Raw genomic sequence first — 26798 nt, forward strand, 5'->3', positions numbered from 1 at the left:
TCCACCGCCACGTCATGAAGAACGAAACACAAGCCGAAGCCCGCATCGAGCCGTACAAGCACCCCGCCGCTGGCTGGGGCGCGCTGAAGTATGTCGCCATCAATCTGGTCAAGGAAAAGGTCGCGGGCCGCAACTACCGCACGCTGCTCAAGCAGAACCAGCCTGACGGCTTCGACTGCCCCGGCTGCGCGTGGCCGGATCGCGAGCACGCGTCGACATTCGAGTTCTGCGAAAACGGCGTGAAGGCCGTGGCCGCCGAGGCCACCGGCAAGCGCGTGACGCCCGCGTTCTTCGAGCGGCACAGCGTCACGGAGCTGATGACGCAATCCGACTTCGAACTCGAGCAGCACGGCCGCCTGACCGATCCGCTCGTCTACGACGCCGCGCGCGACCGCTATGTGCCGATCGGCTGGGACGACGCGTTCGCGCTGATCGCGAGCCATCTGAAGCGTCTCGACGATCCTGACCGCGCCGCGTTCTATACCTCGGGCCGCGCGAGCAACGAAGCCGCCTTCCTGTACCAGCTGTTCGTGCGCATGTACGGCACCAACAATTTTCCCGATTGCTCGAACATGTGCCACGAGGCGACGAGCCGTGGCCTGCCGCACACGGTCGGCATCGGCAAGGGCACGGTCACGCTCGATGACTTCGAACACGCGGATACGCTGCTGATCTTCGGCCAGAATCCGGCCACCAACCATCCGCGCATGCTCGGCGAGCTGCGCGAATGCGCGAAGCGCGGCGCCACGATCGTGTCGATCAATCCGCTGAAGGAGCGCGGCCTCGAACGCTTCGCGAGCCCGCAGCATCCGGTCGAAATGCTGACGATGGGCAGCACGAAAATCAGCTCGGTATTCATCCGTCCGAAGGTCGGCGGCGATTTCGCGCTGATCAAGGGCGTTGCCAAACGCGTGCTCGAACTGGATGACGAAGCGCTCGTGTCGGGCCTCGAGCGCGTGCTCGACTTCGGCTTCATCGCCCAGCACACAGTCGGCTTCGCTGCCTTCGCCGACGATCTGCGCGCCGAGCGCTGGGACACGATCGTCGCCGAGGCAGGCGTGCCGCTCGATGAGGTGCTGAAGCTCGCCGATATCTACGTGAAGGGCCGCGCGGTGATTTCGACCTGGGGCATGGGTCTCACGCAGCACAAGAACTCGGTCGAGACGGTACAGCTGCTGTCGAATCTGATGATGATGCGCGGCAATATCGGTCGGCGCGGCGCGGGGCTGTGCCCGGTGCGCGGCCACTCGAACGTGCAGGGCGACCGCACGGTCGGTATCGAGGAAAAGCCTGCTGAAGCGTTTCTCGACAAGCTTGGCGCAGCCTACGACTTCGCGCCGCCGCGCGAGCACGGACTCGACGTCGTCAACACGATTCAGGCGATGCTCGACGGCAAGGTGAAGGTGTTCATCGGGCTGGGCGGCAATTTCTCGATCGCGACGCCGGACACGCCGCGCACGTGGGACGCGATGCGCGCATGCGATCTGACCGTGCACGTGACGACGAAGCTCAATCGCAGCCACCTCGTGCATGGCCGCGACGCGCTGATCCTGCCGACGCTCGGACGCACCGAGATCGATGTTCAGAACGGCGTGGCGCAAGGCGTCAGCGTCGAGGATTCGATGAGCATGGTGCACATCTCGTATGGGATGAACAAGCCGGCGTCGGACAATCTGCTTTCCGAAGTGGCGATCGTCGCGCGCATGGCGCATGCGACTTTGGGCAGCGGCAAGGTGGACTGGCTCGCCCATGCGGCCGACTACGCGCTGATTCGCGACGGCATCGCGAAGGTGATCGACGGTTTCGACGACTACAACGAGCGTCTGAAGAAGCCGGGCGGCTTCCATCTCGGCGTCGCATCGCGCGATCGCATCTGGAAAACGCCGAGCGGCAAGGCACAGTTCATCGTCCACGCGATCGCGCTCGACACGCCGATTCATCAGGCGAAGAAGCAACATGGCGAACGCCTGATGACGTTGATGACCACCCGCTCACATGATCAGTACAACACGACGATTTACGGTCTCGACGATCGCTATCGCGGCGTGTACGGACAGCGGCGCGTGCTGTTCGCCAACAAGGACGATCTCGCGATGCTCGGGTTCGCGGCTGGTCAGCGCGTCGATATCACGAGCGTGTGGGCCGATGGCATCGAGCGACGCGTGGACGGTTTTCTGCTCGTCGAGTACGACATTCCGCGCGGCTGCCTCGGCGCTTATTATCCGGAGACGAATCCGCTGGTGCCGCTCTCCTCGGTCGCAGATGGCGCGGGTACGCCGACGTCGAAATCGATTCCGGTGTTGTTGACGGCGTCGATGGTGGAGGATGCCGCGGAACTGGCGGCTTGAAGTCAGCTCTGCTTGTCGCGCCTGCCGCGCCTGCCGCGCGGCGTACCTCACACGGTCTTCTTCGCCAGATCGCGATGCGTCAGATACAGACGTAGATCGAATTCGATCTGGTGGTAACCCGGCTGCATGAACTCGCACAGACGATAGAACGCTTTGTTGTGATCGTTCTCCTTCAGATGAGCGAGTTCGTGCACGACGATCATCTTCAGAAACTCCGGCGCCGCGGCCTTGAATAACGACGCGATGCGGATTTCCTTCTTCGCTTTCAGCTTGCTGCCCTGCACCCGCGAAATGCTCGTGTGCAGGCCGAGCGCGTGACGCATCACGTCGAGTTTGCCGTCGTAAGTGACCTTGTCGATCTGCTCGGCGTTGCGCAGGTGTTCGCGTTTGAGTTCCGCGCAGTACTCGTAGAGCGCGCGGTCGGTTTGCACCTCGTGCGTGCTCGGGTACTTCTGCGCGACGTAGGAGCCGAGCTGATCGGCGGCGATCAGCTTTCTCACCTTGTCTTGCAGAGGTGCGGGGTAGCCGGTGAGGTATTTGAGGGGGGACATGAAGGCGGAGTGAGGTTGGCGGGGGTGATGTTACGCATGGTCCGGCCTGGCGACAAGTTTGATCCTTTCCGGACGACTTAAGGCGCGTAGGCGTGCATGTTGTCGATGATTTCACCGCCTGATTCAACGCCTCCATCGTCGTGCAAGATGGCGTTGTCGTCACCGCGCAATTGATTCGCTCGCTTCATCGCATCAATCACCCTGCATGCTTGACGTCGAGCGACTACAAGAAATCCGACTTCGCTGAGGCGGTACGGCTTACGGCAGAGGGAACTGATCCGGCCTCACGCACAAACGCTGCTTCACTTCGGGGTGATATATCGAGAGGATGCCAAGCGCACAGCCCCGAGGCGGTTGGCGACATTCTCTGTCAGTTCATCACCTGGAATGGCGTCAAGCCGCCTATGGCGCAAATATCGGAGGAGAAGTAAGCGCGTAGATTGATGACGCGACGTAGGCTGCGCATGTCGTGCCCGAACTTGATGTGTTCGCGCTTCCATCGTGACGCGGATGCCTGATCCAGGGAATCGGCTCGCTCGCACGCGGGCCGCTCATTTGTGTGGAACGTTCACGCCCGTAATCCAATCAGGGCGCCGGCTTTGTGCTCACACTCGAGGCGGCGAATAGCGCCGGCTAAACGCTTGTGAACTCTAGTGGTGGATGACGCGTCGCAAATGCCGACACGTTCACCGGTGCGCAAATGTGCGACGTGTGGCTGCGTCCTCATGGAGCGAGTGCACCGCAACCTGTCCCGGTCACATTGAATGAGTCTGGCGGGAACGACGCGTTAGCTACCTCAGAAAATTCCCGCCTAACTACCTCCCCGCACAGCTTCAGTATGGGATCGAGGCCCTCGTCGTGCGTTACGTATTTTCGAGGCCCGATTCTGCTTGCTGGCGAGCATTTGGAGAGCGATGTCGACGGCCCGTCGATATGTGTGGAGGCGAAAAAACGGATGCAGGCTGATGTTCGATGGTGTCGACCTGCCATTCGGAGTTAGCGGTCTTCATTCGCCTGTGAGTGATCCTATAGCAGCCGTCGGACGTCCTCGCCTTCCAGCCAAGCTGCCGTCTGCAGCAGACCTGCGCGTCGCGCCCGCTCGATCAGTTCGTCACCTTCCCAATGTGGATGGCGCTTGCGCGCACGCAATTCGCGGAACGCCCCGGCTGCACGCTTTTCGTTCAGGTCGATCAGGTCGCGCACAAACGAGTCCGGGTGAATGACCTCGATCGCGAGGTCGTCACGCAAATGGTCAACGGCAAAATCCTTCAGGTTGAATGTCACGATTGCATCGGCGCGCGTTGCAATGGCCGTCATCGCAACATGCCGGTCCTTCGGGTCGACGGGCAGCACTGCCTGGGAATCTGGTGGCACGTTCTGGACGAGCGCGTCCGGGAACGCCCGATCCATCGCGGCGCACGCTATCGATTCGTGCGGCCGCGTCGCCCGTCGTACCGCGCTCGTCAAGTCGCGAGACGAGGTTGGCCATCCAATCCGCATGGATGCGATCCGACCACCTTGGGTTGTAAAAACCGTGGTCGGCGAGCGTCAGCAATACATCGCGGGTGAACATCGGGAACAGCACGCATGCGTCCAGGACCACGGTAAAACGGTCAAAGGCCAGCCTCACAGGTCGTAACCACCCATCGCTTCACTTTGCGCCACCATCTCATCCATTGCCGCCTTACGTTCCACCTGCATGGTCGCCTTGTACGCAAGAACGTCATCCATACGGACACGGCGGTGTCGCCCAACCTTGCGGAATGGCAAATCGCCCGCCTCGAGTCGGGCAATCAGATACGGACGCGACACGCCGAGCATGTCGGCGGCCTGCCCCGTAGTGAGTTCGCTGTCGGCCGGATAAAGCAGGAAGGTCTGCTGGCTAGCCATCATCGCGAGCACTTTGGACAGGATGCGCAGCGTCGCCGGCGGCACATCAATGCGCGCGATGTCGCCGTCCTCCCCCTCCTCTACCAATGCCACCCGCGCCGCGCGAGCACGATCCAGTGCTTCGCCCATCAGATGGCTGGCGCTCGCAAGCAGCGCGACCTGGTCGTCGGTCAGCTCGATGCGATCGGGGGTGGCAGTGATCATGGAAGGCTCCTAATTGCGTCTTTAATCATACGCCGAATGATGCACTAACGCAATAAACGAATCAAACGAAATAAAGTAAACGACAAGCTAAAATCCCGCCGGTGCAGTTCACGAAAGAGCTTCAGATATCCAAGAATCCCTGCACGACTCTCAAACCGCTGGCGGGCGGCAATCCATACGTACTCATTTCCGTTCCGGAACGCGCACTGATCGAACTGGCGCGTCATATCGGCAAAGGACAATCGTTGGAGGAAGCGATCAACCTGATGCCTTCCCTGAGAAATGTCCGGTCGCCGCCCTCGAGCAATTCATGACGCACTGCAAGCGCTGGTTCGCGACCCGGGCAAGACCAGAAACTATCGGTGGGGCGCAGACCTGCAACGATACGTGGACCGACCTGGCGCCGGGACACGTTGGTCCAACGTGAACAAAGACGGCGAACGTCTTACGCTAAATCCAAAATGAAGAAGCCGATCCCTACCAGCTGACCGTCGACCCCGTCGTCGATTTCACGAGCGGGTATCAAGGCGGCAAGTGGTCGGCCCTGTGGGAAGATTTCTACTGCGACTGGCGTGGTTACTGGTTTAATCAGCGCATCGAGCCGCCAAGCTGGATTATTGGTGACGAAGTTATTGCGACTGGTGCGAAAGGGATCCTGTTCAGGTCACGTCTGTCGCCGGAAGGAGTGAACCTGCTCCTTTACGTGGATGAATTGGAGCCGGCGGATCGACTTGAAGTGCACGATCCACAGGGTTCGCTTCCCCGGGACCAGCGGTCCTGGACGTAGAAACCCCTGCCCGTGCTCATCATCGATGAACTTCGCCCTCAAACCGCTGCATCCGCCTCACGATGAAGAACTTCCACGACCTGATCGCCGCCAAGTACGAGCGAGCGACGTCGATCCTGACATCGAATCTCGACTTCAGCGAAATGGGGCGCCGCGTTCCCCGACTACCCCATCCTCGGCGGTTGCCAAATCGGGCAAAAAACCGCATTCTTGAAGCCGTTCGAATCTGCGCATTCTGCGCGTTTCTCCTGGCTCCTTTACGCCGCCCCGTGACACTCGGCGTGAAGCGGGCACAGCCCGCACGCGAAGGCGGCATCGAAGCCAGGTTGCCGCTCGACAGCGCTTCGCGCCGGTCGGGTGCCGGGAGACGGCAGCTCAAGAGCGCTCCGGGCTTCCCTCGGGAGCGTCTGAAGTAACAGAATTTTGGACGGCTGCGCATCGGAGTTCCTGCATGGCTCACGATCTGATTCCTTCGAACGCGACGATCAGGGCGATCACGCGCGGATATGCTCCGCAGCGCCTTTCGGAGACAGGCCCGCAAGCGGAAACCCACCACGACCTCGCGCGCTATTCTTCAGGCGTCACTTGGCATCGGAAAGGCAGGGCCTGATGGACGGCAAGTTGATGGGCCTGGCGCTCAATGCCCCGCGAAAGAGGCCGCAGACGCTCAAGCGCTATGGCCTTGCCTTGGCGTTGGCGGGCCTGGCGCTCGTCATCCGCGGGGCGCTTCCAGCGCCGGAAGGCACGGCCATCTACCAGCTTCCGCTCGCGGCGGTGGTCCTGAGCGGATGGTTCGGCGGTCGCGGGCCTGGGCTGGTCGCGTTGCTGGCCTGCGTGGCGGGCATCCTGTACTGGTTCATCCCGCCTGCCGATTCGTTCCACCTGCCGCCGGAATACACGCTGGGCTTCGTCATATTCATCGGCCTGGGTGCGTTGCTCGTCGAATTCAGCGGCGCACGGCGGCGCGTCGAGCTCGCTCTCCAGGCGAGCGATGAGCGATTCCGCGTGCTGGCGGAATCATCGCTGACCGGCATCTACCTTACGTACATGGAGCGCTTCTCGTACGTGAACCCGGCCTTTGCGAAGATGTTCGGGTACACGGCCGATGAAATCGTGAACGGGCTCGGTACACGCGATCTGGCCTGCCCCACCGACCGCCCGCTCGTGGAGGAGAACATGCGTCGGCGCCTGGATGGCGAGGTCGACGAGCTTCGCTACGAGTTCCGCGGGTTGCGCAAGGACGGCTCGGAATTTCCGGTCGAAGTTTATGGCCGCCGCATCACTTACGGCGGCAGGATCGGTGTGCTGGGTACGCTCATTGACAATACCGAGCGCAAGCACGCGGAACACGAGCTGCGCGAAAGCGAGCAACGCTACCGAACCCTGTTCGAGAAGGCCTACGACCCGATATTCCTCGAGAACGATCGCGACGAGATCCTCGAGGTCAACGAGCGAGCCTGCACGCTCCTCGGCTACTCGCGCGATGAATTGCTGAAGATGACGGTATCCGACCTGCAGGCACCGGAAGTCCGCGGCCTCTCCGGGCAGGTCGTTCGCGATGAGATCGCCCAGCATGGCAACGCGACCTTCCAGGCTGTCGACCTGCACCGCAGCGGACGCCGGATCCCGGTCGAGGTGACGAATTCCGGCATATCCGATCGCGGCGAGAACCTCATCCTCTCCGTTGTGCGCGACATCACCGAACGCAAGCGCGCCGAGGAAAACCTGCGCGCGAGCGAAGCGCGCTTTCGCACGTTCGTCGACCATGCGACCGACGCGTTCTTCCTCCACGATGAGCGGCTGACGGTGGTCGACGTCAACCGCCAGGCGTGCTTGAGCCTCGGCTACAGCCGGGACGAGCTGATCGGGATGCAGCCGAGCGCTTTCGACGTCGGTCTCGACGAGACCTCGATCATCCGCTTGGGGGAGCGCGTCGCCGCCGGCGAAACCGTCACCTTCGAGACGCTGCACCGACGCAAGGACGGTGTCGCGTTCCCGGTCGAAATCCGCGTCCGCCGGTTCCAGCAGGGCGACGACCTCTATCGCCTGTCGCTCGCCCGCGACATCAGCGAGCGCAAGCTGGCAGAGAAGGCGCTGCGGGCAAAGGACGACGCGCTGCAGGCGGCGCGCACCGAGCTCGCTCGAGTGTCGCGGCTGACGACGCTCGGCGAGCTGACGGCGTCGATCGCTCACGAGGTCAACCAGCCGCTGGGAGCGATGGCCATGAGCGCCGGCGCATGCGCGCGCTGGCTCGCGGCCGAGCCGCCCGCCACGGCGAGGGCGCGGGCGTCGTTGGACAACATCGTCGCCGACGCCAAGCGGGCGGGCGAGGTCATCGCGCGGATTCGCGCGCTCACGAAGCGTGAGGATCCACGCAAGGATCGGCTGGACGTCAACCAGAACGTCCTGGAGGTGCTCGCGCTCACGGCACAGGAGTTGCGCAGCCGCGACGTCGTCGTTCGCACCCGGCTCGAGGCAGAGCTGCCTCCGGTCGTCGGCGACCAGGTCCAGCTGCAGCAGGTGCTTCTCAATCTGATCGTGAACTCGATCGACGCGATGAGCGACATCCACGACCGTCCGCGCCGGTTGACCATTGTTTCGCGGCGAGACGGCGACAAGGCCGTGGTGGTCGAGGTCCGCGATGCGGGTACCGGGCTCGACCCCGGACGCGCCGAACACGTCTTCGAGGCGTTCTACACGACGAAGACGGAAGGCCTGGGCATCGGCTTGTCGATCAGCCGCTCGATCGTGGAGGCGCACGGCGGGCGGCTGTGGGCGAGCGCGAACAAGCCTCACGGGGCGGTTTTCCAGTTCTGGCTGCCGGTAACCGAGGATGGATACTCATGAACGCCATGTCGAACGCTCTACCCGAATACGTGCGAGCCTCGGTCCCGAGGCCGCCCGGCGATCGCCAGCCTTGGTACAAGAACACGGCGCCGTCGTACGCGGGCATCTTCCTGTGGGTCGGGTTCTACCTGCAGCTCGCAAATGGAACGATCAGCCAGATGGGCCTGGGCCTTGCGGTTGTCGCACTGATCGCCGCGGGCTTGCTTTGCTTCGGCCTTTACTACTACGCGCCGGCAATGCTGGGAATGCAGACCGGGCGGCCGTTGTACATCGTCGGCACTTCTACGTTCGGGACACGCGGCGGGTACCTGGTGCCCGGTCTGCTGATGGGTCTGTTGCAGCTTGGCTGGTTTGCCGTCGCTACCTACGTGGCGACCGATTTCATCATGAAGGGCTTGCACCAGACGTCCGCGGTCCTGTTCACCGTCGTGGCCGTGCTGTGGGCCTATGGCTTCGCGTTCGTCGCGATCAAAGGGATTTCCTACGTGGCGCGAGCGGCGCAGTTCCTGAACTGGGTGCCACTCGTCATGATCGTCATCGTCGCCGTCGCCACCGTCGGCGGCGTGCCGAACTTCCATCCGAAGGAGCATCATCCCTGGCGCGGGTTTGCTGCCGTGCTCGAAATCGTGATCGGCTTTTCCGCCGCCGCCGGAGCTGCAGGGGCAGACTTCGGAATGAACAACCGCGATCGACGGGATATCGTGCGCGGCGGGCTCGTCGGAATCGCACTCGCGATCGTCGTCGCCGGCGCATTGCCTTTGCTGTCGATTGCGGGAATGCATGGCAGAGGCGGCACCAGCTATGACTACGCTGACGCAATCGCCAGCGTGGGAGACGTCGCACCGATCATGTTCTTCCTTTTCGCGGCCGCGACCGTCGTGCCCACGTGCTTCTGCGCGTTCATCGCTTCCAATAGCTTCGCGACGATGCTGCCGCGAATCCCGAAGACGGCCTCGACGCTGGTCGGTGTCACGATCGGCGCGCTGCTGGCCGTCACGCACGCAGCGCAGAATCTCATCGGCTTTTTCGTCATCGTGGGCGCTTCGTTCGGGCCGATTTGCGGCGCGATGGCCGCCGACTACCTGCTCGCGGGCAAGCGCTGGTCCGGTCCGCGTGCGGGCATCAACTGGGCCGGGTACATCGCCTGGGCGCTCGGGTTCATCGTCGGAATTCTCAACCACATTCCCGGTGTGCCCGCAGCCTTGGTCGCTGCCGTTCATCCCGCGGGGCTCTACGCCTTCGTCGTCGGTTTCGCAGTCTATTGGGCGTTGGCCAAGGCCGGGCTTCGGCCTGCGGTGGTACCGGAGTTTCAATGCGCCGGAAACGTGGAAAGCGCAGCTCTTGTGGCCGAGAAGGGACCGTCATGACCGAGGAGCGCGCAGTCGTCTTCGTCGAATATTTCAGCCAGGCTGCCGGGCTGGCGCAGCTATACCAAGGTACGGCCACGTGCCGCCGGAATTGGACTTGCGTAGTGATCCTGCACCTTGCGCTGCCTGCAGCAAGGTTCGCGCGGCAGGTCCACGGCAGGCAGGTCGGCATACAAGGCCAACGGCACGCCGGTGCGCGACGTGCTGCAGCGCTGCACCCGAAGCATGGTCACGCCAGCCTCGACGCTCGCCGCCCCGCGTATCAGTGAGAGCACCCCATCGGACTCACCTGATGAACTCGCCGCTCCACCGGTCACGGCCGCTCCAGAACGGACACTGCGGACAGATTTCGCCTTCCGGATAGTCGATGCCTTCCTCCTGCGGGGGCACCCGATGATGCGATCGACGGCGACGACCGAGCGCGCATCATGCTGTTCAATGAACCGGACGACTGCCTCGGTGATTTCCGGATCGGTTCTCGCATCGGACGTTTCACAGAACCACCGCTCAACAGGATCAGAATCCGCGCCTTCGTACGCGACAACGCCGAGCGCAACCTTTGTCGCCCGCCTGTCATCGGGCCCATAGAAGGCCACCGTTGCGACCGGGTAGCCGCAGAAGCCCTTGCGGCTTTTTTTCGCGAGCCTGTCCCGGTACCACTGCGCTTTCAATGTCATGTCGCCTCCGTGCCTCCGCGCGACTGGCCGATGCGACTACGGCATCAGCGGTAATCGGGGGCGCTTCAGAAAACGGAAAATAAAGCACGTTAGCGACGGACGAACGTCGCCAGACGACCCGCTTCGGCCGTTGGACGCCTCACCATGTAGACGGCAGCTTCCGAGGCGCAACGGTCATCCGTGCCTCCGCGGCTGCCGGCAGGCTCTCGGCCTTTACCTTCGGTCGCGGATCGCAAAGATCGGGTCTCACGGCTTTGTCCGGTGGCGTTGGCGAGCCGGAAAATTGTCGAGAGATGGGCCACGCTGAAGGCACCCGCATGAAGTCTGATGGAGGTGCGGAGGGGCACGAACCAGGAGCGCCTCTGCAGCGAACCCTCCGCGGCACGGTTCGGGTCGGCCTTGGCCACGGCGCCGAAGCCGCGTCGGTGGCGCGCCAGGCCCCACCCATTCGACGGCACAGTCCGAGCAGCGTGCAGGTTCTCGCCGCGGCCCTCCGACCCAATCCCGATGGCGCCAGGTCGCCGAGGTGTATCCTGACGAGACGCTTGCGGCGGTAGAACGTTGCAGCCCATAGCGATGCCGTCGCACCACTTGCTTTTCGAGCGCACTCGGCCCGTTCAGGCGGACGGATGCTAACGTCCTCTTAACTCAAGAGTAGGCAGCAGTCTGACGGCAGAGTGCGACAGATAAACGCCTACGTATGGTTCCGGCGCGATGCGTAACAGCTTTCAATTCTTGTGGGACGATGGTGAACGCGTCTTCTCTCGAGGGCGGCGCCCGGGCGATGGCGATGGCAACAACCTCCTGATTGCGCGGCCCGCCGCCGAACATCCACCACTCGGCATCCTCGAACGCCTCGCGCACGAATTCGGATTGAAGGACGAACTCGATGGCGGGTGGGCAGTGCGGCCACTGGAGCTGGTGCGCGAAGGCGGCCGGACTCTGCTGGTGCTCGAGGATCCGGGCGGTGAGCCGCTCGCGCAGTTGCTCGGCGCGCCCATGGAGGTGGGACGTGTGGTGCGGCTCGCTGTGGGCATCGCCGCGGCGCTCGGCAAGCTGCACCAGCGCGGCCTCGTCCATAAGGACCTCAAGCCGGCCCATATCCTGGTGAACTGCGCGGACGGCCAGGCGCGGCTCACCGGCTTCGGCATCGCCTCGCGGCTGCCGCGCGAACGACAGGCGCCCGAGGCGCCCGAGACCATCGCCGGCACGCTCGCCTACATGGCGCCCGAGCAGACCGGCCGGATGAACCGCTCGATCGATTCGCGCAGCGACCTCTATTCGTTTGGCGTCACGCTCTATCAGATGCTCACCGGCACGCTGCCGTTTACGGCCGCCGACCCCATGGAATGGGTGCACTGCCATATCGCCAGGAAGCCGGTGCCGCCTGGCGAGCGGTTGGAGACGGTCCCCGCTCCGCTCTCCCAGATTGTTATGAAGCTGCTCGCCAAGACGGCTGAGGCGCGCTACCAGACCGCGGCCGGCGTCGAGCGCGACCTGCAGCACTGCCTGGCCGATTGGGAGCGTCAGCACCGCATCGATGACTTCCCGCTGGGCGAACACGACACCCCCGACCGGCTGCTGATCCCCGAGAAGCTGTATGGGAGAGCGCGCGAGATCGAAACCCTGCTCGCGTCCTTCGACCGCGTCGTCAAAGGCGGCGCCCCGGAGTTGATACTGGTGTCCGGCTATTCCGGGATCGGCAAATCCGCACTCGTCCATGAGCTGCACAAGGTGTTGGTGCCACCGCGCGGGCTCTTCGCCTCCGGCAAGTTCGACCAGTACAAGCGCGACATTCCCTATTCGACGCTGGTGCAGGCGTTTCAAGGCCTGGTGCGGCCGCTTCTCGGCAAGCGCGATACCGACCTGGCGCGCTGGCGCGACGCGTTGCTGGAAGCGCTGGGCCCGAATGCACGGCTCATGACCGACCTCATCGCCGAACTAAAGCTCATCATCGGCGACCCGCCGCCGGTCCCGGAGCTCGAGCCACAGCAGGCGCAACGCCGTTTCCAGCAGGTGTTCCGCCGCTTCATCAGTGTATTTGCCCGACCGGACCATCCGCTCGCGCTCTTTCTCGACGATCTGCAGTGGCTCGACGCGGCGACGCTCGACCTGCTCGAGGATCTGCTGACCCGGTCGGATCTGCAACACCTGATGCTGATCGGCGCTTACCGGGACAATGAGGTCGATGCCAAGCATCCGCTGATGCGCAAGCTTGAATCAATCAAAAACGCAGGCGCGAAGATCGACGAAATCGCGCTTGCGCCGCTCGCCCGTGCGCACATAGAGCAGTTGATCGCGGATGCCCTTCACGGCGAGTCGAAACGCGCCGCGCCGCTGGCGCAGCTCGTGCATCTAAAGACCGCGGGCAATCCGTTCTTCGCGATTCAGTTTCTCTACACGCTCGCCGAAGAGGGCTTGCTCCGCTTCGATCACGACGCAGCACGCTGGGTCTGGCATCTCGATCGCATTTACGCCAAGGGTTACACCGAGAATGTCGTCGACCTCATGGTTGGCAAGGTGACCCGCCTGCCGGCCGACACGCAGCGGGCGTTGCAGCAGCTCGCGTGCCTCGGCAACGTTGCCGCGACCGCGATGCTTTCCTCCGTTCTCGCGATCCCGGAGGAGCAGGTGCATGTAGCTCTATGGCCGGCAGTCCGTCAGCAATTGGTCGAGCGCCTGGAGGGCTCCTACAAGTTTGTTCACGACCGGATTCAGGAAGCCGCCTATTCGCTGATCCCGAAAGCCTCGCGCGCCGCGGCGCATTTGCTGATCGGCCGGTTGCTGCTGACGCACACGCCGCCGGAACAGCGGGAGGAGGCGATCTTCGAGATCGTGGGTCAGCTCAGCCGAGGCGCGGCCTTGATCACGTCGCGCGACGAGCGGGAGCAACTGGCCGAGTTCAACCTGCTCGCCGCCCGGCGCGCCAAAAGGTCGACAGCCTATGCCTCGGCGCTCACCTATCTCAACACCGGTGCGGCGCTGTTGGCGGAGGATAGCTGGGAGCGCCGGCGCGATCTGACCTTTGCGCTGGAGCTGAACCGGGCCGAATGCGAATTTTTGACCGGCCAGTTGCCGGTCGCAGAGGAGCGATTGGCGGCGCTGTCCAATCGCGCCACGACAACGGTCGAACAAGCCAGCGTCGCGTGCTTGCACATCGACGTCTTCACGACCCTCGATCAGAGCGGCCGGGCGGCCGCCGTTGGTCTCAACTACCTCCGGCAGGTCGGTATCAATTGGTCACCCCATCCGACGGACGAGGAAACACAACACGAATATGAGCTGATCTGGTCGCAACTTGGTAGCCGCCCGATTGAGGCGCTCCTCGACTTGCCCTTGATGAGCGACCCGGCATCGCTGGCCACCGTCGATGTATTAATCAAGTTCTGGGTGGCAGCCATGTTGACGGATGCAAACCTGGCTTCCCTGTCGATTTGCAAGGCGGTCAGTTTGAGCCTCGAGCGCGGCAACTGTGATGCTTCATGTTTCGCCTATGTCGTACTGGGCAGGATCGCGGGACCGCGTTTCAACGACGATAGAGCCGGATTTCAATTCGGTCAACTCGGCTACGAGCTCGTCGAACGACGCGAGCTCAGGCGCTTCGAGGCGAGCACGTATGTTTGCTTCGCGGGCTTCGTCCTGCGCTGGATGAAACACGTGCGGGCTTGCTTTGATCTACTGCGTCGCGCTTTCGAAGCAGCAAACCGGAACGGCGATCTCACATACGCGGCTTACGCAAGGAACCATCTGAACACGAACCTTCTGTTCGCTGGCGAGCGGCTATCTGAGGTGCAAGCCGAAGTCGAAGATGGCCTCGCCTTCGCCGAGAAGGCGCGGTTCGGCCTCGTCATTGACATCATCGCAGCGCAGCTCGCATTGATCCGGATGCTGCGCGGCTCGAAGTTGAAATTCGGCTGCTTTGATAACGAGCATTTCAATGAGCTTGAGTTCGAGCGCCATCTGGCGGCTAACGAGGCGCTGGCGCTTCCCGAATGCTGGTATTGGGTTCGAAAACTGCAGGCTCGCTTCTTTGCGGGCGACTATGCGACCGCCATGGCCGCCGCAGAGAAAGCGCAGGGGCTGCTCTGGACTTCATCCTCGTACTTCGAGGAAGTCGAATATCACTTTTACGCCGCGCTGACTCGAGCCGCCGCTAACGATTCCGCAGAAGCGGACGAACGACAGCAGCAACTCGCCGCCCTCGCCGCGCATCACACGCGACTGCTGCTTTGGGCGAAGAATTGTCCGGACAATTTCGAGAACCGCGCGGCACTGGTGGGCGCAGAGATCGCTCGCATCAAGGGCCGCGACGCCGATGCGATGCGTCTCTACGAAGAGGCGATTCGCTCCGCGCGAGCGAACGGTTTCGTAAACAACGAAGCGCTCGCCAATGAGCTTGCGTCCCGCTTCTACGCAACGAGAGGATTCGAGAGGTTCGCGGACGTTTGTCTGCGGGCCGCCCACTCCTGCTACCTGCGTTGGGGCGCCGACGGCAAAGTGCGGCAACTTGAGGAGATGCATCCGCGCCTTAGGACGGAAACCCTCGCGCCCGGCCCAACGAGCACGATCGCGACCCCAGTCGAACACCTCGACCTTGCGACCGTAACCAAGGTATCGCAGGCCGTCTCGGGTGACATCGTCCTGGAAAACCTGATCCATACCCTAATGCGCACGGCGATTGAGCAGGCGGGTGCCGAGCGCGGCCTGTTGATTTTGTCGGACGGCGGCGGACAGCGGATAGCAGCGCAAGCGTCGACCGGCGGCGAGACTGTCCTCGTGCAGCTGCGCGACGAGCCCGTGAGCGCGGCGTCACTGCCGGAGTCGGTCCTCTACTATGTCGTGCGCACCCGGGAGAGCGTCATTCTCGACGATGCCGTGGCCGAGCCCCCGTTTGCGACCGATCCTTACATCCGTCAGCATCGTGCCCGTTCGATTCTCTGCCTGCCCCTGATGAATCAGGCCAGGCTGACCGGCGCGCTCTACCTCGAAAACAGTCTGACTGTCCGCGTGTTCAGCCCGGCCCGGATCGCCGTGCTGAAGCTGGTGGCCTCGCAGGCCGCGATCTCGCTGGAGAATGCCCGTTTGTACCGCGACCTCGCGGAACGCGAAGCGAAGATCCGGCGCCTCGTCGACGCCAATATCATCGGCATCGTCGTCTGGAATGCCGGAGGTGACATTCTTGAGGCCAATGACGCATTTCTTCGCATCGTGGAATACGACCGCGAGGATCTCGCCTCAGGTCGCGTGCGCTGGACGGACTTGACACCGCCGGAATGGCGTGAAAGCACCGAACGAGCCCTGGCAGCGGTCGGGGAAACGGGGCGCGCCCAGCCTTACGAGAAGGAGTACATCAGGAAGGACGGCAGCCGCGTGCCCGTCATGATCGGTGGGGCCAGTATCGAAGCAGGTGGCAAGGAAGGTGTCTCGTTCGTGCTCGACCTGACCGAGCGCAAGCGCGCCGAGGAAGAAGCGCGCGAAAGCGAACGGCGCTACCGCGAAGTGCAGACGGAGCTGGCGCACGCAAACCGCGTGGCCACAATGGGCCAGCTCACGGCCTCGATCGCCCATGAGGTCAACCAGCCGATCGCCGCGATGGTCACCAGCGCCCAGGCGGCGCTGCGCTGGCTCGCCGCCCAGCCTCCTGACATGGAGAAAGTCCGGCAGGGCCTCGGCCGTATCGTCAACGACGGCAATCGGGCGGGGGACGTAATCGGCCGGATTCGTGAGCTGATCAGGAAGGCGCCACCACGGAAGGAACGGATGGACCTCAACGAGGCGATCCGCGAGGTGATCGAGCTCACGCGTGGCGAAGCAACGAAGCGCGGCGCCTCGGTGCAGACGCAACTCGCGGGGGGCTTGCCGCATATCGAAGGCGACCGAGTGCAACTGCAACAAGTCCTCCTCAATCTGCTTATCAACGCGATCGAGGCGATGAGCGGGGTCAACGATGGCGCACGAGAATTGATAGTCACCACTGGGACAGCCGACGCTGGCTGCGTGCTCGTGGCAGTGCTCGATTCGGGGCCGGGCTTTGCCGCGGACAGAGCCGAACACGTTTTCGCCCCGTTCTACACCACGAAGTCCGCCGGTTTGGGGATGGGACTGTCAATCTGCCGTTCGATCATCGAAGCGCACGGCGGCCGATTGTGGGCGAGCGCGAACGTGCCGCGCGGCGCTGTCTTTCAGTTCACCGTGCCGGTTTATCCAGAACCTTCATCGTGATTGCACGCAGCACGAGCACTTTTCTGGCGGTTGCGGTCCGCGAGCCGGCTGAGCCGGCGATGCGGCAGCTAGGGTCGATCGGCCAGCGTCCGCTGTCTGGCTCGAAGCCGACGTTGCAATGTCCGCCGCGGCGCGCCTACGAGTGTCTCAAGATGGCCGACTCCGAATATCTCACCGCCCGTCGATGCCATCTTGTGTCGCAAGAATTTGACGGCGATCTGGCAATTGGCCGCGGGCGTCGAAGCGGGTCATAAGCCCGCGATCCGGATGAGTCCCACGGAGATCGTAGCGTTTGCAGACGGCACCGATCAGTTGCTGGCCGGCAAGCGAGCTTTCCGGCCAGCGGCATTTTCGCTGTTCGAAACGTCGAAGGACGCTCAATCGTTTGCCCGGAGCGCGGTCGGGCGCGACTTACTACCGATCGTGCGAATCGTCGACGGGTGTGGCACCGCCTACCTGCGGGCGCTGGCGCAGCGAGTTACGCCCGAGTCAGGCGCCGACTACGTGATCTCGACCGTGCTCCGTGCGAAGGGACTGGAATGGAAACGGGTGAAAGTAGCCAATGATTTTCGCTTCAGGACCGTTGACGGGCGCCTGACGCTGGACGAGGACGAGATGCGCCTGCTTTACGTGGCCGTCACGCGCACAGCATGTGCTGGACATCTCCGAGCTACGCGAGAGCTTTTACGGTTGTTCAACTCGCGTCGGTGACTGCGCAGGCCTGCTCCGTGCCAGTATGGCTTTCAACGCCGATGCTTTGCGCTGCTGGCGGTGGACGCCGACGCCGCCCCTCAAGGCAATACCGTGGTTGGACGACATCTGCTTGGGGACGCTTCAGAAAACGGAAAACAGGCACGGTAGCGACAGAACGATCTGTCGCAAATCGACCCACTTCGGACCTCGGAGCCGGCGGGAAGTCAACGGCAGCTTTGAAGGGTACAACGGCCATGTGCGCGGTCTCGTCGCACGGCAAGTGCTCGGCGCGCTCATGACGCTAAAGTACCTCGCCGCCGCTCCATCCATCAACCATTAGAAATGCTGTCTCATACCTGCGTACGACGCGCTTACCGTGACGGCTCCCGTCACATCGCCGCCAAGACTCGAACACTCGCCCATGGACGCCTCTATGCATCCGAAAGTATGAGCGCGTTGTGCCCACGGAGGACTGCAGCGACCGTTCGTAAGATGGTTTTATTTTCGTCGTCCGTCTACCTTGATTCCATGGAGTTTGAGATTTCATTTCGCATCTGCATCCAGTGAAGTTCACGATGAGCAGGAGCGGAAGGAGAGTTGGTCCAGCTGCGTCGAGACGATCGGATGTCGGCGGTAGCGACCAGCGTCTTCTACGCGGCCGGCGTCGAATGTGGCTACCTAATCTGTCGCACTACTGCACAAGGAATTCCTCGCTACTTACTCAGGTAAACGAACAACAGAGTCTGACACAACGCACCCAATGGAATCAGTTGCTTAGCGAGGCCGTAATCACGTCCCGATGAAATACAGTTTCCACACAAAACGCAGCTCGACCCGATTCGCGCAGAGATCTTGCGACAGGAGGGTTTGACACAAGCGGTGGCGCTACAAGGGGGACATGGGCGCCGACACTTTCACCCACTGCCGATCCCGCACGCCACTCAACAAGCAGGAAATCGTTACAACCGCAAACCTTCAGAAACGTAACAATGTGCCGTAAGCACATATGCAAACGTTTGCTTAACGCTTCACCGAACCTTGGAGCATTCCTTGGAGTTCCGTCCGGATATATGCGGCTCCCCTGGCGCCGCGCTCGGAAATCGCCTTGCGCCGATGAGCAAAGCGAGGTGTCATTCAGCGATCTGCGCACCATCGCCGCACCGGTGCATGAGTTTACGTCGCTTTGCGAACGTTGGCAGTCGTGCCCACGACCGTATGCGCCAGCCCCAAGTCGGCGTCCACGTCAATACGGCACGTCGCGCCGAAGCGCCAGGTCTTGGTCTGATGCATCTCAGGGCCGCGCTCGCCGCCCTTGTTCGTCGTCGAACACGGCGTGGCAATCAGCATCGCATCAACCGCCGTGCCTTCCTATAGGCGTCAGGGCTCAGTGGCGTGTGCTCATTTATGCGCATCAACGCTCCGACGGCAAACGGCGGGGTGGCCCTTCGCCCAGGCTTGCGCGTGCGGTGCAATCAGCGCCATCAATTCTTTCCACGCGCGAGGTGCGCCTTATCTCGTCGAGAAGCGCGCTTGTGCGTGCTGTGCGTCGATTGGTCAGGTCAGCATTCGGGTCGGTTTGTCTCACACGTCCTTTCGTGCCCGGCATGCGCCGGCTCCAACATCAAAGTCCAGGCGAGCTTTGGACTCTATCTATCGCTGTCCCACTCCATCGCCAAAAGGAAGGTGTCTATGAAAAAACCGAATCAAGACGCGACTCAAACGATAACGGAATACGCAGCGGCAGAAATCGGTCGGGGCGACGAGGGAGGCGCCCTGTTCGACGTGTTGTCGTCCCTAAAAAGCAACATGTCGCGCCGCAACTTCCTGCAGGGACTCGGAGCGCTTGCTCTGACGGGATGCGGCGCCGGCTCGGGGTCCGACAGCGATACGGGAGCAGCGAGTGCAGCGCGCAGCCAGCAGGCAGTCGCAAACGCACAGGCAATCGTAAACGGACCGTCTGGAAGCAGTTCATTCGTCCATCCCGGGCTGCTCCATACGCAAGCCGATCTGAACCGGATGGCCCAGAAGGTGGCAGCCAAGGCTTCGCCGTGGATCGACACCTGGAACCTGATGCTCACAAGCCCTTACGCCAGCACGTCATGGAAGCCCAGTCCCCAAGCGGTCATTTATAATGCCATGCCCGGCTACGCGGACAATTGCGGGTATCTGTACAACGACGTCGCCGCCGCCTATGCCAACGCGTTGCGCTGGAAGATTGCCGGAGACACGACGGCCGCCAATACGGCGGTGGCCATCATGAACGCCTGGGCGTCGACGCTGACGCAAATCGCCGTGTCCAACGGTAACTACGGCGGCTTCTTGCGGGCGGGGCTCCAGGGTTACGAGTTCGCCAACGCCGCAGAATTGATGCGTGACTACCCGGGCTGGGCGCCGGCGGACTTCGCGGCGTTCCAGAACATGATGCTCAACGTGTTTTATCCGTTGAACGGAGGTGTCGCCAGCGGGACTGGCGCGGCCCTCGCCGTCTACGCAAGCTGGGATCTCCTCGCCACCGCAATGGTTCTAGCGGTAGGTGTCCTCTGCGACAACCAGACGATCTTCAACCAGGCGATCAGCTACTTCCAGCAAGGCCTTGGCAACGGCGCCATCGAGAATCTGGTCGTTCACCTTCATCCTGGCTATCTGGGCCAGACCCAGGAGGCTGGGCGCGACCAGGGACACGATACACTCAGCATTGCCGTGTTAGGTCCCATCTGCGAAATGGCGTGGAACCAGGGCACCGACCTGTACGGCTACGACAACAACCGGGCCTTGGCTGCCAGCGAATACGTCGCGAAGGGCAACCTCATCCAGTCAGGCACGACCTACTATTCCGTGCCGTTCGCTCCCTATTACTGCCCTACCAACAGTGCGTACGACACCGTCTTTTCGACCTCAGCTCAGGGCAACCTCCGGCCGGAATGGGCGCTGATTTACAACCATTATGTCAACCGGAAAGGCATTGCCGCTCCATACTGTCAGAAGTTTGCGACCTCGCACTCGCCGGAAGGCGGACTTGGCACTGGCGGCAATTCTGATCAGTTGGGCTATGGCACCTTGACCTTCCAGCGCGACCCGATTGCTCAAGGGACACCGCCCTCGGGCCTGACCGCGCCGACGATTGCCGGCCAGATCGTCCTGTCCTGGTGGGGAACCGCCTATGCGACCAGCTACAACGTCTACCGGAGCACGACGTCCGGCGGCCCCTACACGCTTGCCGGGAGCGGTATTTCCGATCTTCTGACGTATACCGACGCCAACCTGCCCGCAGGCGCTTACTACTATGTGGTGACCGCGATCACGCCGTCCGGCGAAACGACGCAGTCAAGCGAAGCGATGGGCGTGAGTGGCACGCTGCTATACACCAACCTGACTTTCGACCAGGGGAGCGGCACCACCGCCTCCGATGCGACGGGCAATGGCAATAACGGCACGCTGCTCGGCGGCGCAACATGGGCGGCCGGCAAGCACAACACCGCCGTGCAGCTCAACGGGAGCGGCGCCTATGTCACCCTGCCGGCCGGCTTCATCTCAGGCATCAACGACTTCACCATCGCGGCCTGGGTGTACTGGAATGGCTCCTCGAATTGGCAGCGTATTTTCGACTTTGGCAACAACAGCACTCGTTACATGTTTTTGACACCGCGAAGCGATAGCGGCAAGGTGCGGTTTGCGATTACGGACAGCGGCGGTGGGAATGCCGAGCAACGTATCGACGGCACTGCGGCGCTGCCGATGTCGCAATGGGTGCATGTCGCGGTGACGCTGTCCGGTGCGACTGGCACGTTGTACGTCAATGGAGCCGTTGTCGGAACCAATACCTCGATGTCACTTTCGCCGTTCCAATTGCGAGGTACGACGAACAACTGGCTGGGACGTTCACAATTTAATGACCCGTATTTCAGCGGTCTGATCGACGACTTCCGTGTCTATAACGGCGCCATGAGCGCCAGCGACATCGCCACGCTCGCCTCGTCCTGAGGTAGGTAGCATCGCACCGGCTTTTCGCGAGCCGGTGCGATCGGCTTCAGGAAAATGGCCAATTGGGGCAGACCACGGGCGCCAGTGTCGGCGTGGTGTACGGACCGCGAGTGCCTGATGCCAACGGGCTCAGCACAGCACAGATGAGCGCTGCGTCGTCGTTCGTTGGCTATGACTGCGGCCGGAACAGGGGTGTGCGCGCTGCGCGCAGTGCAACGCATGCTGCGCTGCGCTGGCAGATCACGCCGTGGCACCGGCAGACGCGGCAGGGGGCTTTGCCAGCCGGGTGAGTTGTGGCCGTCGCCACGCTCGCCGCATACCGGCAATGGGCCGCTTTCGAGGGGTAGCGGACGTACGAATGTCCTCGTGCGAGACCGGGCGAACGGCGCTTCCTGGCCGCACCCGGCCGGATGGCGACCGTCTCAGTTCGCCCCCACTCCGGGCCAAACTCCAGCGGCGAAATGAAACTACCTTCCGCAGCGAGACGAGTAAGCACCTCGCGACGGCCGTCCGCAACACGACGCCCGCGTAAGGCATGATCGGGAATCGGGCTACCTGGTTCTAACTCGCTGGCAATCAATCATTAGACGCCGATGGGCCAGCCTGCCGAGGCAGCTTCCTGGCCACGTTCCAGGGCAACAGTTCGTCGATGTGGTTAATGGGATGGTCAGCGATATGGGTCAGGACGTATTCAAGGTAGGCGCGCGGGTTGATCCCGTTGAGCTTGCATGTGCCGATCAGACCGTACATCGCGGCTGCCCGCTCGCCTCCGCTGTCGGAGCCGGCGAACAGGAAGTTCTTGCGGCCCAGACTCACACAGCGCAGCGCGTTTTCGGCCAAGGCGTTGCTGATCTCAGCACGACCCTCTTCGCAGTACAGCGCGAGCGCGTCCCACTGGTTGAGCGAGTAACGGATCGCTTTGGCCAGTTCGGATTTCTTCGACAGCGTTGCGAGCTTGTCCGTCATCCACGTCTTGATGGTCGCGAGCAGCGGCACGCTTTTCTCCTGCCGCAGGCACAGCCGTTCAGCAGCGGGTTTGCCACGGATGTCCGCCTCGATGCCGTAAAGTCCACCGATCAGTTCGAGCACCTCTCGGGTCGCCTCGGTAGGCGTTCGGGCATGCACGTCGTAGAGGTACCGTCTCGCGTGGTCCCAGCATGCAGCTTCACGGATCTTGCCGCTCTCGTACAGTTCGTTGAAGCCACTGTAGGCGTCGGCTTGCAGGATGCCCTCGAATCCAGCGAGATGGGTCTGGGGGTGGATGCCTTTGCGGTCGGGCGAGTAAGCAAACCACACCGCGGCCGGTTCGGTCGAGCCCGAACGGGTGTCATCGCGCACATACACCCACAGTCGCCCGGTCCTTGTCTTCTTCTTGCCCGGCTCGAGCACCGGGATCGGCGTGTCATCCGCGTGCAGCTTCGACGGTGCCATCGTGTGGCGGCGAAGCGCCTCGGTCAGCGGCACGCAAAGGGCCTCGCACTGGCCGACCCAGCGTCCCATGCTGGCCGGATCCAGCTTCACGCCGTCGCGCGCGGCAATCTGCGACTGCCGGTACAACGGCGCGTGGTCAGCGTACTTCGAGACGAGGATGTCGGCCAGCAGGCTCGGATGGGCAATGCTGCGCGTGATCGGCAGGCCGGGCATGGACGGCTGCGAGAAGTGGTGGCCGCACGGACAGACCGTCTTGCGCCGGATCGTGCGAATCACCTTGAACATTGCCGCGACGCGGGCGAGCTGCTCGGACACGTCTTCTCCGAGCGGCTGCATGGCGCTGCCGCACTTCGGGCAGGTCGCGTCGGCGTCGAGTACGCGTTCTTCGCGTGGCAGATGCGGCAGCAGCGCTTCTTTCGGCGATGCGTCGCCCACAGGCGTGCTCGCGCTTGATTCGTGGGCGCGTCGCACATCAGCGACACCACGCTCACCGGTCAAGTCCTCGAGCGCGGTTTCGAGCCGCGCGACCTCCCGGTCCAACTGCTCGGACTTGCGGCCGAACTGCATGCGCTTGAGCTTGTCGATCTGCGCCTTGAGCTGCCCGATCTCCAGATCGCGCTCAGCAAGCTGGGCACGGGCCTCGACCAGCAAGGCCCGCAGAGTTTCAACATCGTCAGGAAGTTCGGCGCCGTTCGACATGCGGCGCAGTTTACGAGCCTTCCTCGCGGTTTACAACATCGACAGCGCAGCCGTACGACGCGGCTGCCGCCAATCGATGCCTTCGAGCAACATCGACAGTTGCGCCGCCGTCAGATGGACCTTGCCGCCATCGGCGTGTGGCCAGACGAAGCGACCATGCTCAAGCCGTTTCGCGAGAAGCCAGAGCCCGTCCTCGCTCGCCCACAGAACCTTCACGAGATCGCCAAGCCGCACGATATTCAACATACCGATCGCAAATTGTTACGATCGCATACCGCTGGCATCCCGCCTACGGCCAGGAATACAGGCTGGTCCGCCGTACCGGGCGCCGCGGCAATCAGATGGTTCACCTCGACGTTCCGCAACAGATCTCCCGCGAGCTGCCAGCCTGGATGCTCGATGCGTCGATATGCTCGGCAATGTCGCTCGGCGAACCGCAAGTGAGCGCCGAAGCGCTGGCCTTCCTGTACCGCGTCCTGTCTGATCGAAAGCGCCACTCCGTCGAAGGAGGATCATCGAAACCTCTGTCAACGGAGGGCCATTCCGATGAGACGACCGCAAAGAGAACCCGGCGTACAACTTCCGCTGGAACTGCATCGAGATCCAACCTTCAACGCAGCCATAGTTGGGAATCGACGGGAGGAAGTGATCGACGCGCTCGCGGCACTTCTGCTGGAAGCGCTGGGCAGACCCGTGAACACAAACGACTCAGGAGATCGCGATGAGCCAGAAGATTTCCGCTGAGCACCTCTGCCGCGGTGCAGTCGTTTATGTCCGGCAGTCAACCATGAGCCAGGTAGTGGAGCACACGGAGAGCCAGAATCGTCAGTACGCGCTCGCCGAATCTGCGCGAGCCATGGGCTTTGCTTCAGTAACAACCATCGACGATGATCTTGGACGTTCAGGGTCCGGCAGTGTCGAGCGGCCCGGATTCCAGAAGCTGGTCGCGTCAGTGTGCGCAGGATCCGTCGGCGCCGTGTACTGTCTCGAGGCTGCACGACTCGCGCGCAACGGCCGCGATTGGCACCATCTCATTGATCTTTGCGCACTGGTCGGCACGGTCGTGGTTGATCACGACGGTATTTATGACCCGAGGCTGGTCAACGATCGACTCCTGCTTGGACTCAAAGGAACGATGTCGGAGTACGAACTCAGTCTGCTGCGACAGCGCGGCATTGCCGCCCGTGATTCGAAGGCCCGGCGTGGGGAATTGCGCTTCGCGCTACCTCCCGGCTACTGCTGGAACGAGCTTGGGCAGATAGAGATGGATCCAGACGAACGGGTTGCCGAGTCCATCAGGGTGCTATTCCGTAAGTTCCGCGAACTTGGCAGTGCCCGTCAGGTGCTGCTATGGGCCATACAATCCGACGTGAAGCTGCCCGTAACGCGGCACGGCCCCGCCGGCATCCGGATCGAATGGAGCCGGCCTGCATATCATACGGTTGTCCAGATCCTGGAACATCCGGTTTATGCTGGGGCGTATGTGTTTGGAAGGACGACCCAACGCACTGCCGTCGTCGACGGACGGGCTCGCAAGACTGAAGGCCACTCCAAACCGATGAAGGACTGGAGCGTCCTGTTGCGAGACCATCACCCTGGGTATATCACGTGGGATCAGTTCGAGGAGCATCAAAGGATGATTGCCGAGAACACACACATGAAGAAGCGGGCTTCCCGCCGATCTGCTCGTGGCGGACGCGCATTGCTGACTGGCCTGGCGCGATGTGGCCGATGCGGTCGAATGATGCGGGTGAACTACGGCATGAGAGCCGGTCACGCGCATCGCTATTACTGCCGCGGCGACGAGGCACATGTCGGAGCGATTCTCTGTATCGGAATCGGTGGAGTACGTGTCGACAAGGCGGTGGCGGCCGCGATTATCGAAGCCGTTTCGGAGCATGCAGTGGAAGCAGCCATTCGTGCTGCACAGCAAACATCGCGCGCAGATGACGATGTGCGTCGCGCGTTGGCCTGCGAGATCGAGGAAGCGCGCTACGACGCATCTCTCGCCGCACGCCGGTATGAGGTTGTCGATCCGATGAGGCGGTTGGTTGCGCGCGAGCTTGAAGCGCGCTGGAATGCGGCCCTCGAGCGTGTCGCTCACCTCGAAGAGCGCGCAGCGCTTCTGGACCGCGAGGTCGCAAGTCGGCCCGCGATCGACCAGGCACAGCTGATGACGCTCGCACACGATCTCCCAGCGACGTGGAATGCACCGGGCACTGACATGCGGACAAAGCAGCGGCTGACCCGTATTCTCATTCATGAAGTCGTGATTGATCTGGACGACATCACGAATGAAGCGGTCGCAACCGTTCACTGGACGGGTGGTCGGCACACTGAGCTACGCGTCGCACGGGTAAATGTTGGTCGATATCCATCCAGCCAACACTTCAGTGCTGTTGAGGTCATGCGCAAGCTCGGTGGGCAGTGGCCGGACAGGGAGCTTGCGGTGACCATGAACCGCATGCGATGCAAATCGCCAGACGGCAAGACCTGGACCACGGTCCGTGTTACCGAACTGCGCGAACGGCTAGGAATTGCGCCATTCGATCCAAGGGCATCGCATGCGGAGACGATCAGCGTGGAAGAGGCCTCACGACGACTGGGAATCTACGGGAGCTCGATCCACCGCCTGATACGTGAGGGAATACTGCCGGCGACCCAGCTCATGCCCTCGGCGCCCTGGCAGGTTCCTGTTGCTGCACTCGATTCCGAAGCCGTCAGGGAAGGTGTACGGGCTATCAAGGAACGGCGCCCACCTCACTTCAAGGCCCGACAGGAAGCAGATAAGTCACTCAAACTGCCCGGCTTTTAACCAAAGGATGCACTATGTCACGAGACTCCCCCGGCGTCCCCGGAAGATGAACACGTTGCCATCCAGCGGATTCTCCTCGAGCGCCGTCTGCACCCTCGCCGCCAGCCCCTGGAACCCGCAGCGCTTATGTGGTGCACCACATAAGCGATGTTATGCGGAGTTGCCGGTTATGCGCAGGCGAGATGAATTTCTGTTCCACAAGCTGGGGGAGATCGCTGTTTAGGGAACTTGCTTACTTTGCATAACGGGAGCCTTCTGAGGGCGCCGCCATGCTGGCGGTCGAAGG

General features: G+C 62.4%; 16 protein-coding genes and 2 pseudogenes. 10 read left to right on the plus strand and 8 right to left on the minus strand.

Features of this window, described 5'->3' with window-relative positions:
• The first annotated feature begins 14 nt into the window (after positions 1–14).
• Positions 15–2348 (plus strand): FdhF/YdeP family oxidoreductase, encoded by a 2334-nt coding sequence (locus OKW29_RS28540; RefSeq protein WP_429293449.1) that lies wholly within the window; start codon positions 15–17, stop codon positions 2346–2348.
• A gap of 47 nt (positions 2349–2395) precedes the next feature.
• Here the strand turns inward: OKW29_RS28540 and OKW29_RS28545 are convergent, their stop codons facing one another.
• The 3 genes from OKW29_RS28545 to OKW29_RS28555 form a co-directional block, all read right to left on the minus strand.
• Positions 2396–2899 (minus strand): M48 metallopeptidase family protein, encoded by a 504-nt coding sequence (locus tag OKW29_RS28545; protein WP_429293450.1) that lies wholly within the window; start codon positions 2897–2899, stop codon positions 2396–2398.
• A gap of 1026 nt (positions 2900–3925) precedes the next feature.
• Positions 3926–4309: a hypothetical protein gene (locus OKW29_RS28550; protein WP_429293451.1), complete on the minus strand. Its 384-nt coding sequence runs from the start codon at positions 4307–4309 to the stop codon at positions 3926–3928.
• Between the two features lie 216 nt (positions 4310–4525).
• Positions 4526–4993 (minus strand): helix-turn-helix domain-containing protein, encoded by a 468-nt coding sequence (locus OKW29_RS28555; RefSeq protein ID WP_429293452.1) that lies wholly within the window; start codon positions 4991–4993, stop codon positions 4526–4528.
• Positions 4994–5094: 101 nt separating this feature from the next.
• Between OKW29_RS28555 and OKW29_RS28560 the strand changes: the two genes are divergently transcribed.
• From OKW29_RS28560 to OKW29_RS28580, 5 genes are all read left to right on the plus strand, one after another.
• Positions 5095–5307: a type IV toxin-antitoxin system AbiEi family antitoxin domain-containing protein gene (locus tag OKW29_RS28560; protein ID WP_429293453.1), complete on the plus strand. Its 213-nt coding sequence runs from the start codon at positions 5095–5097 to the stop codon at positions 5305–5307.
• A 230-nt stretch (positions 5308–5537) separates the two neighbouring features.
• Positions 5538–5780 carry an RES family NAD+ phosphorylase gene (locus OKW29_RS28565; protein ID WP_429294959.1) on the plus strand — a complete coding sequence of 81 codons (243 nt, stop codon included), beginning with the start codon at positions 5538–5540 and terminating at the stop codon, positions 5778–5780.
• Positions 5781–5842: 62 nt separating this feature from the next.
• The gene (locus tag OKW29_RS28570; RefSeq protein WP_429293454.1) at positions 5843–6196 is read left to right on the plus strand and encodes a hypothetical protein; all 354 of its coding nucleotides are present in this window, start codon (positions 5843–5845) and stop codon (positions 6194–6196) included.
• A gap of 193 nt (positions 6197–6389) precedes the next feature.
• Positions 6390–8627: a PAS domain S-box protein gene (locus tag OKW29_RS28575; RefSeq protein WP_429293455.1), complete on the plus strand. Its 2238-nt coding sequence runs from the start codon at positions 6390–6392 to the stop codon at positions 8625–8627.
• The gene (locus OKW29_RS28580; RefSeq protein ID WP_429293456.1) at positions 8624–9994 is read left to right on the plus strand and encodes a hypothetical protein; all 1371 of its coding nucleotides are present in this window, start codon (positions 8624–8626) and stop codon (positions 9992–9994) included. Before OKW29_RS28575 ends, OKW29_RS28580 begins: the two co-directional genes overlap by 4 nt.
• A gap of 59 nt (positions 9995–10053) precedes the next feature.
• Here OKW29_RS28580 and OKW29_RS28585 read toward each other — a convergent pair whose 3' ends face one another.
• Positions 10054–10671 (minus strand): hypothetical protein, encoded by a 618-nt coding sequence (locus OKW29_RS28585; RefSeq protein WP_429293457.1) that lies wholly within the window; start codon positions 10669–10671, stop codon positions 10054–10056.
• Between the two features lie 714 nt (positions 10672–11385).
• On the opposite strand from OKW29_RS28585, the gene OKW29_RS28590 reads away from it, so the two are divergent.
• Positions 11386–16893: a trifunctional serine/threonine-protein kinase/ATP-binding protein/sensor histidine kinase gene (locus OKW29_RS28590; protein ID WP_429293458.1), complete on the plus strand. Its 5508-nt coding sequence runs from the start codon at positions 11386–11388 to the stop codon at positions 16891–16893.
• 207 nt (positions 16894–17100) lie between these two features.
• Positions 17101–17604 carry a hypothetical protein gene (locus tag OKW29_RS28595; protein WP_429293459.1) on the plus strand — a complete coding sequence of 168 codons (504 nt, stop codon included), beginning with the start codon at positions 17101–17103 and terminating at the stop codon, positions 17602–17604.
• A gap of 1158 nt (positions 17605–18762) precedes the next feature.
• Here the strand turns inward: OKW29_RS28595 and OKW29_RS28600 are convergent.
• A pseudogene (locus OKW29_RS28600) lies at positions 18763–18954 on the minus strand (IS5/IS1182 family transposase); the annotation flags it as partial.
• Positions 18955–19275: 321 nt separating this feature from the next.
• On the opposite strand from OKW29_RS28600, the gene OKW29_RS28605 reads away from it, so the two are divergent.
• The gene (locus OKW29_RS28605; protein WP_429293460.1) at positions 19276–21567 is read left to right on the plus strand and encodes a LamG-like jellyroll fold domain-containing protein; all 2292 of its coding nucleotides are present in this window, start codon (positions 19276–19278) and stop codon (positions 21565–21567) included.
• A gap of 576 nt (positions 21568–22143) precedes the next feature.
• On the opposite strand, the gene tnpC is transcribed toward OKW29_RS28605, so the two are convergent.
• Entirely contained in the window at positions 22144–23697 is a 1554-nt protein-coding gene (tnpC, locus tag OKW29_RS28610) for an IS66 family transposase (RefSeq protein ID WP_429293461.1), read from the minus strand.
• Positions 23698–23727: 30 nt separating this feature from the next.
• Positions 23728–23943 carry an IS66 family insertion sequence element accessory protein TnpB gene (gene tnpB / locus OKW29_RS28615; protein WP_429293462.1) on the minus strand — a complete coding sequence of 72 codons (216 nt, stop codon included), beginning with the start codon at positions 23941–23943 and terminating at the stop codon, positions 23728–23730.
• Positions 23944–24418: 475 nt separating this feature from the next.
• On the opposite strand from tnpB (OKW29_RS28615), the gene OKW29_RS28620 reads away from it, so the two are divergent.
• Positions 24419–26512: a recombinase family protein gene (locus tag OKW29_RS28620; protein ID WP_429293463.1), complete on the plus strand. Its 2094-nt coding sequence runs from the start codon at positions 24419–24421 to the stop codon at positions 26510–26512.
• 12 nt (positions 26513–26524) lie between these two features.
• Here the strand turns inward: OKW29_RS28620 and tnpB (OKW29_RS28625) are convergent.
• Positions 26525–26623: pseudogene (gene tnpB, locus OKW29_RS28625) on the minus strand (IS66 family insertion sequence element accessory protein TnpB); the annotation flags it as partial.
• Between the last annotated feature and the right edge of the window lie 175 nt (positions 26624–26798).

It is taken from the genome of Paraburkholderia sp. CI3, from assembly GCF_050436505.1.
In the GTDB taxonomy this organism is placed as follows: Bacteria; Pseudomonadota; Gammaproteobacteria; order Burkholderiales; family Burkholderiaceae; genus Paraburkholderia; species Paraburkholderia tuberum.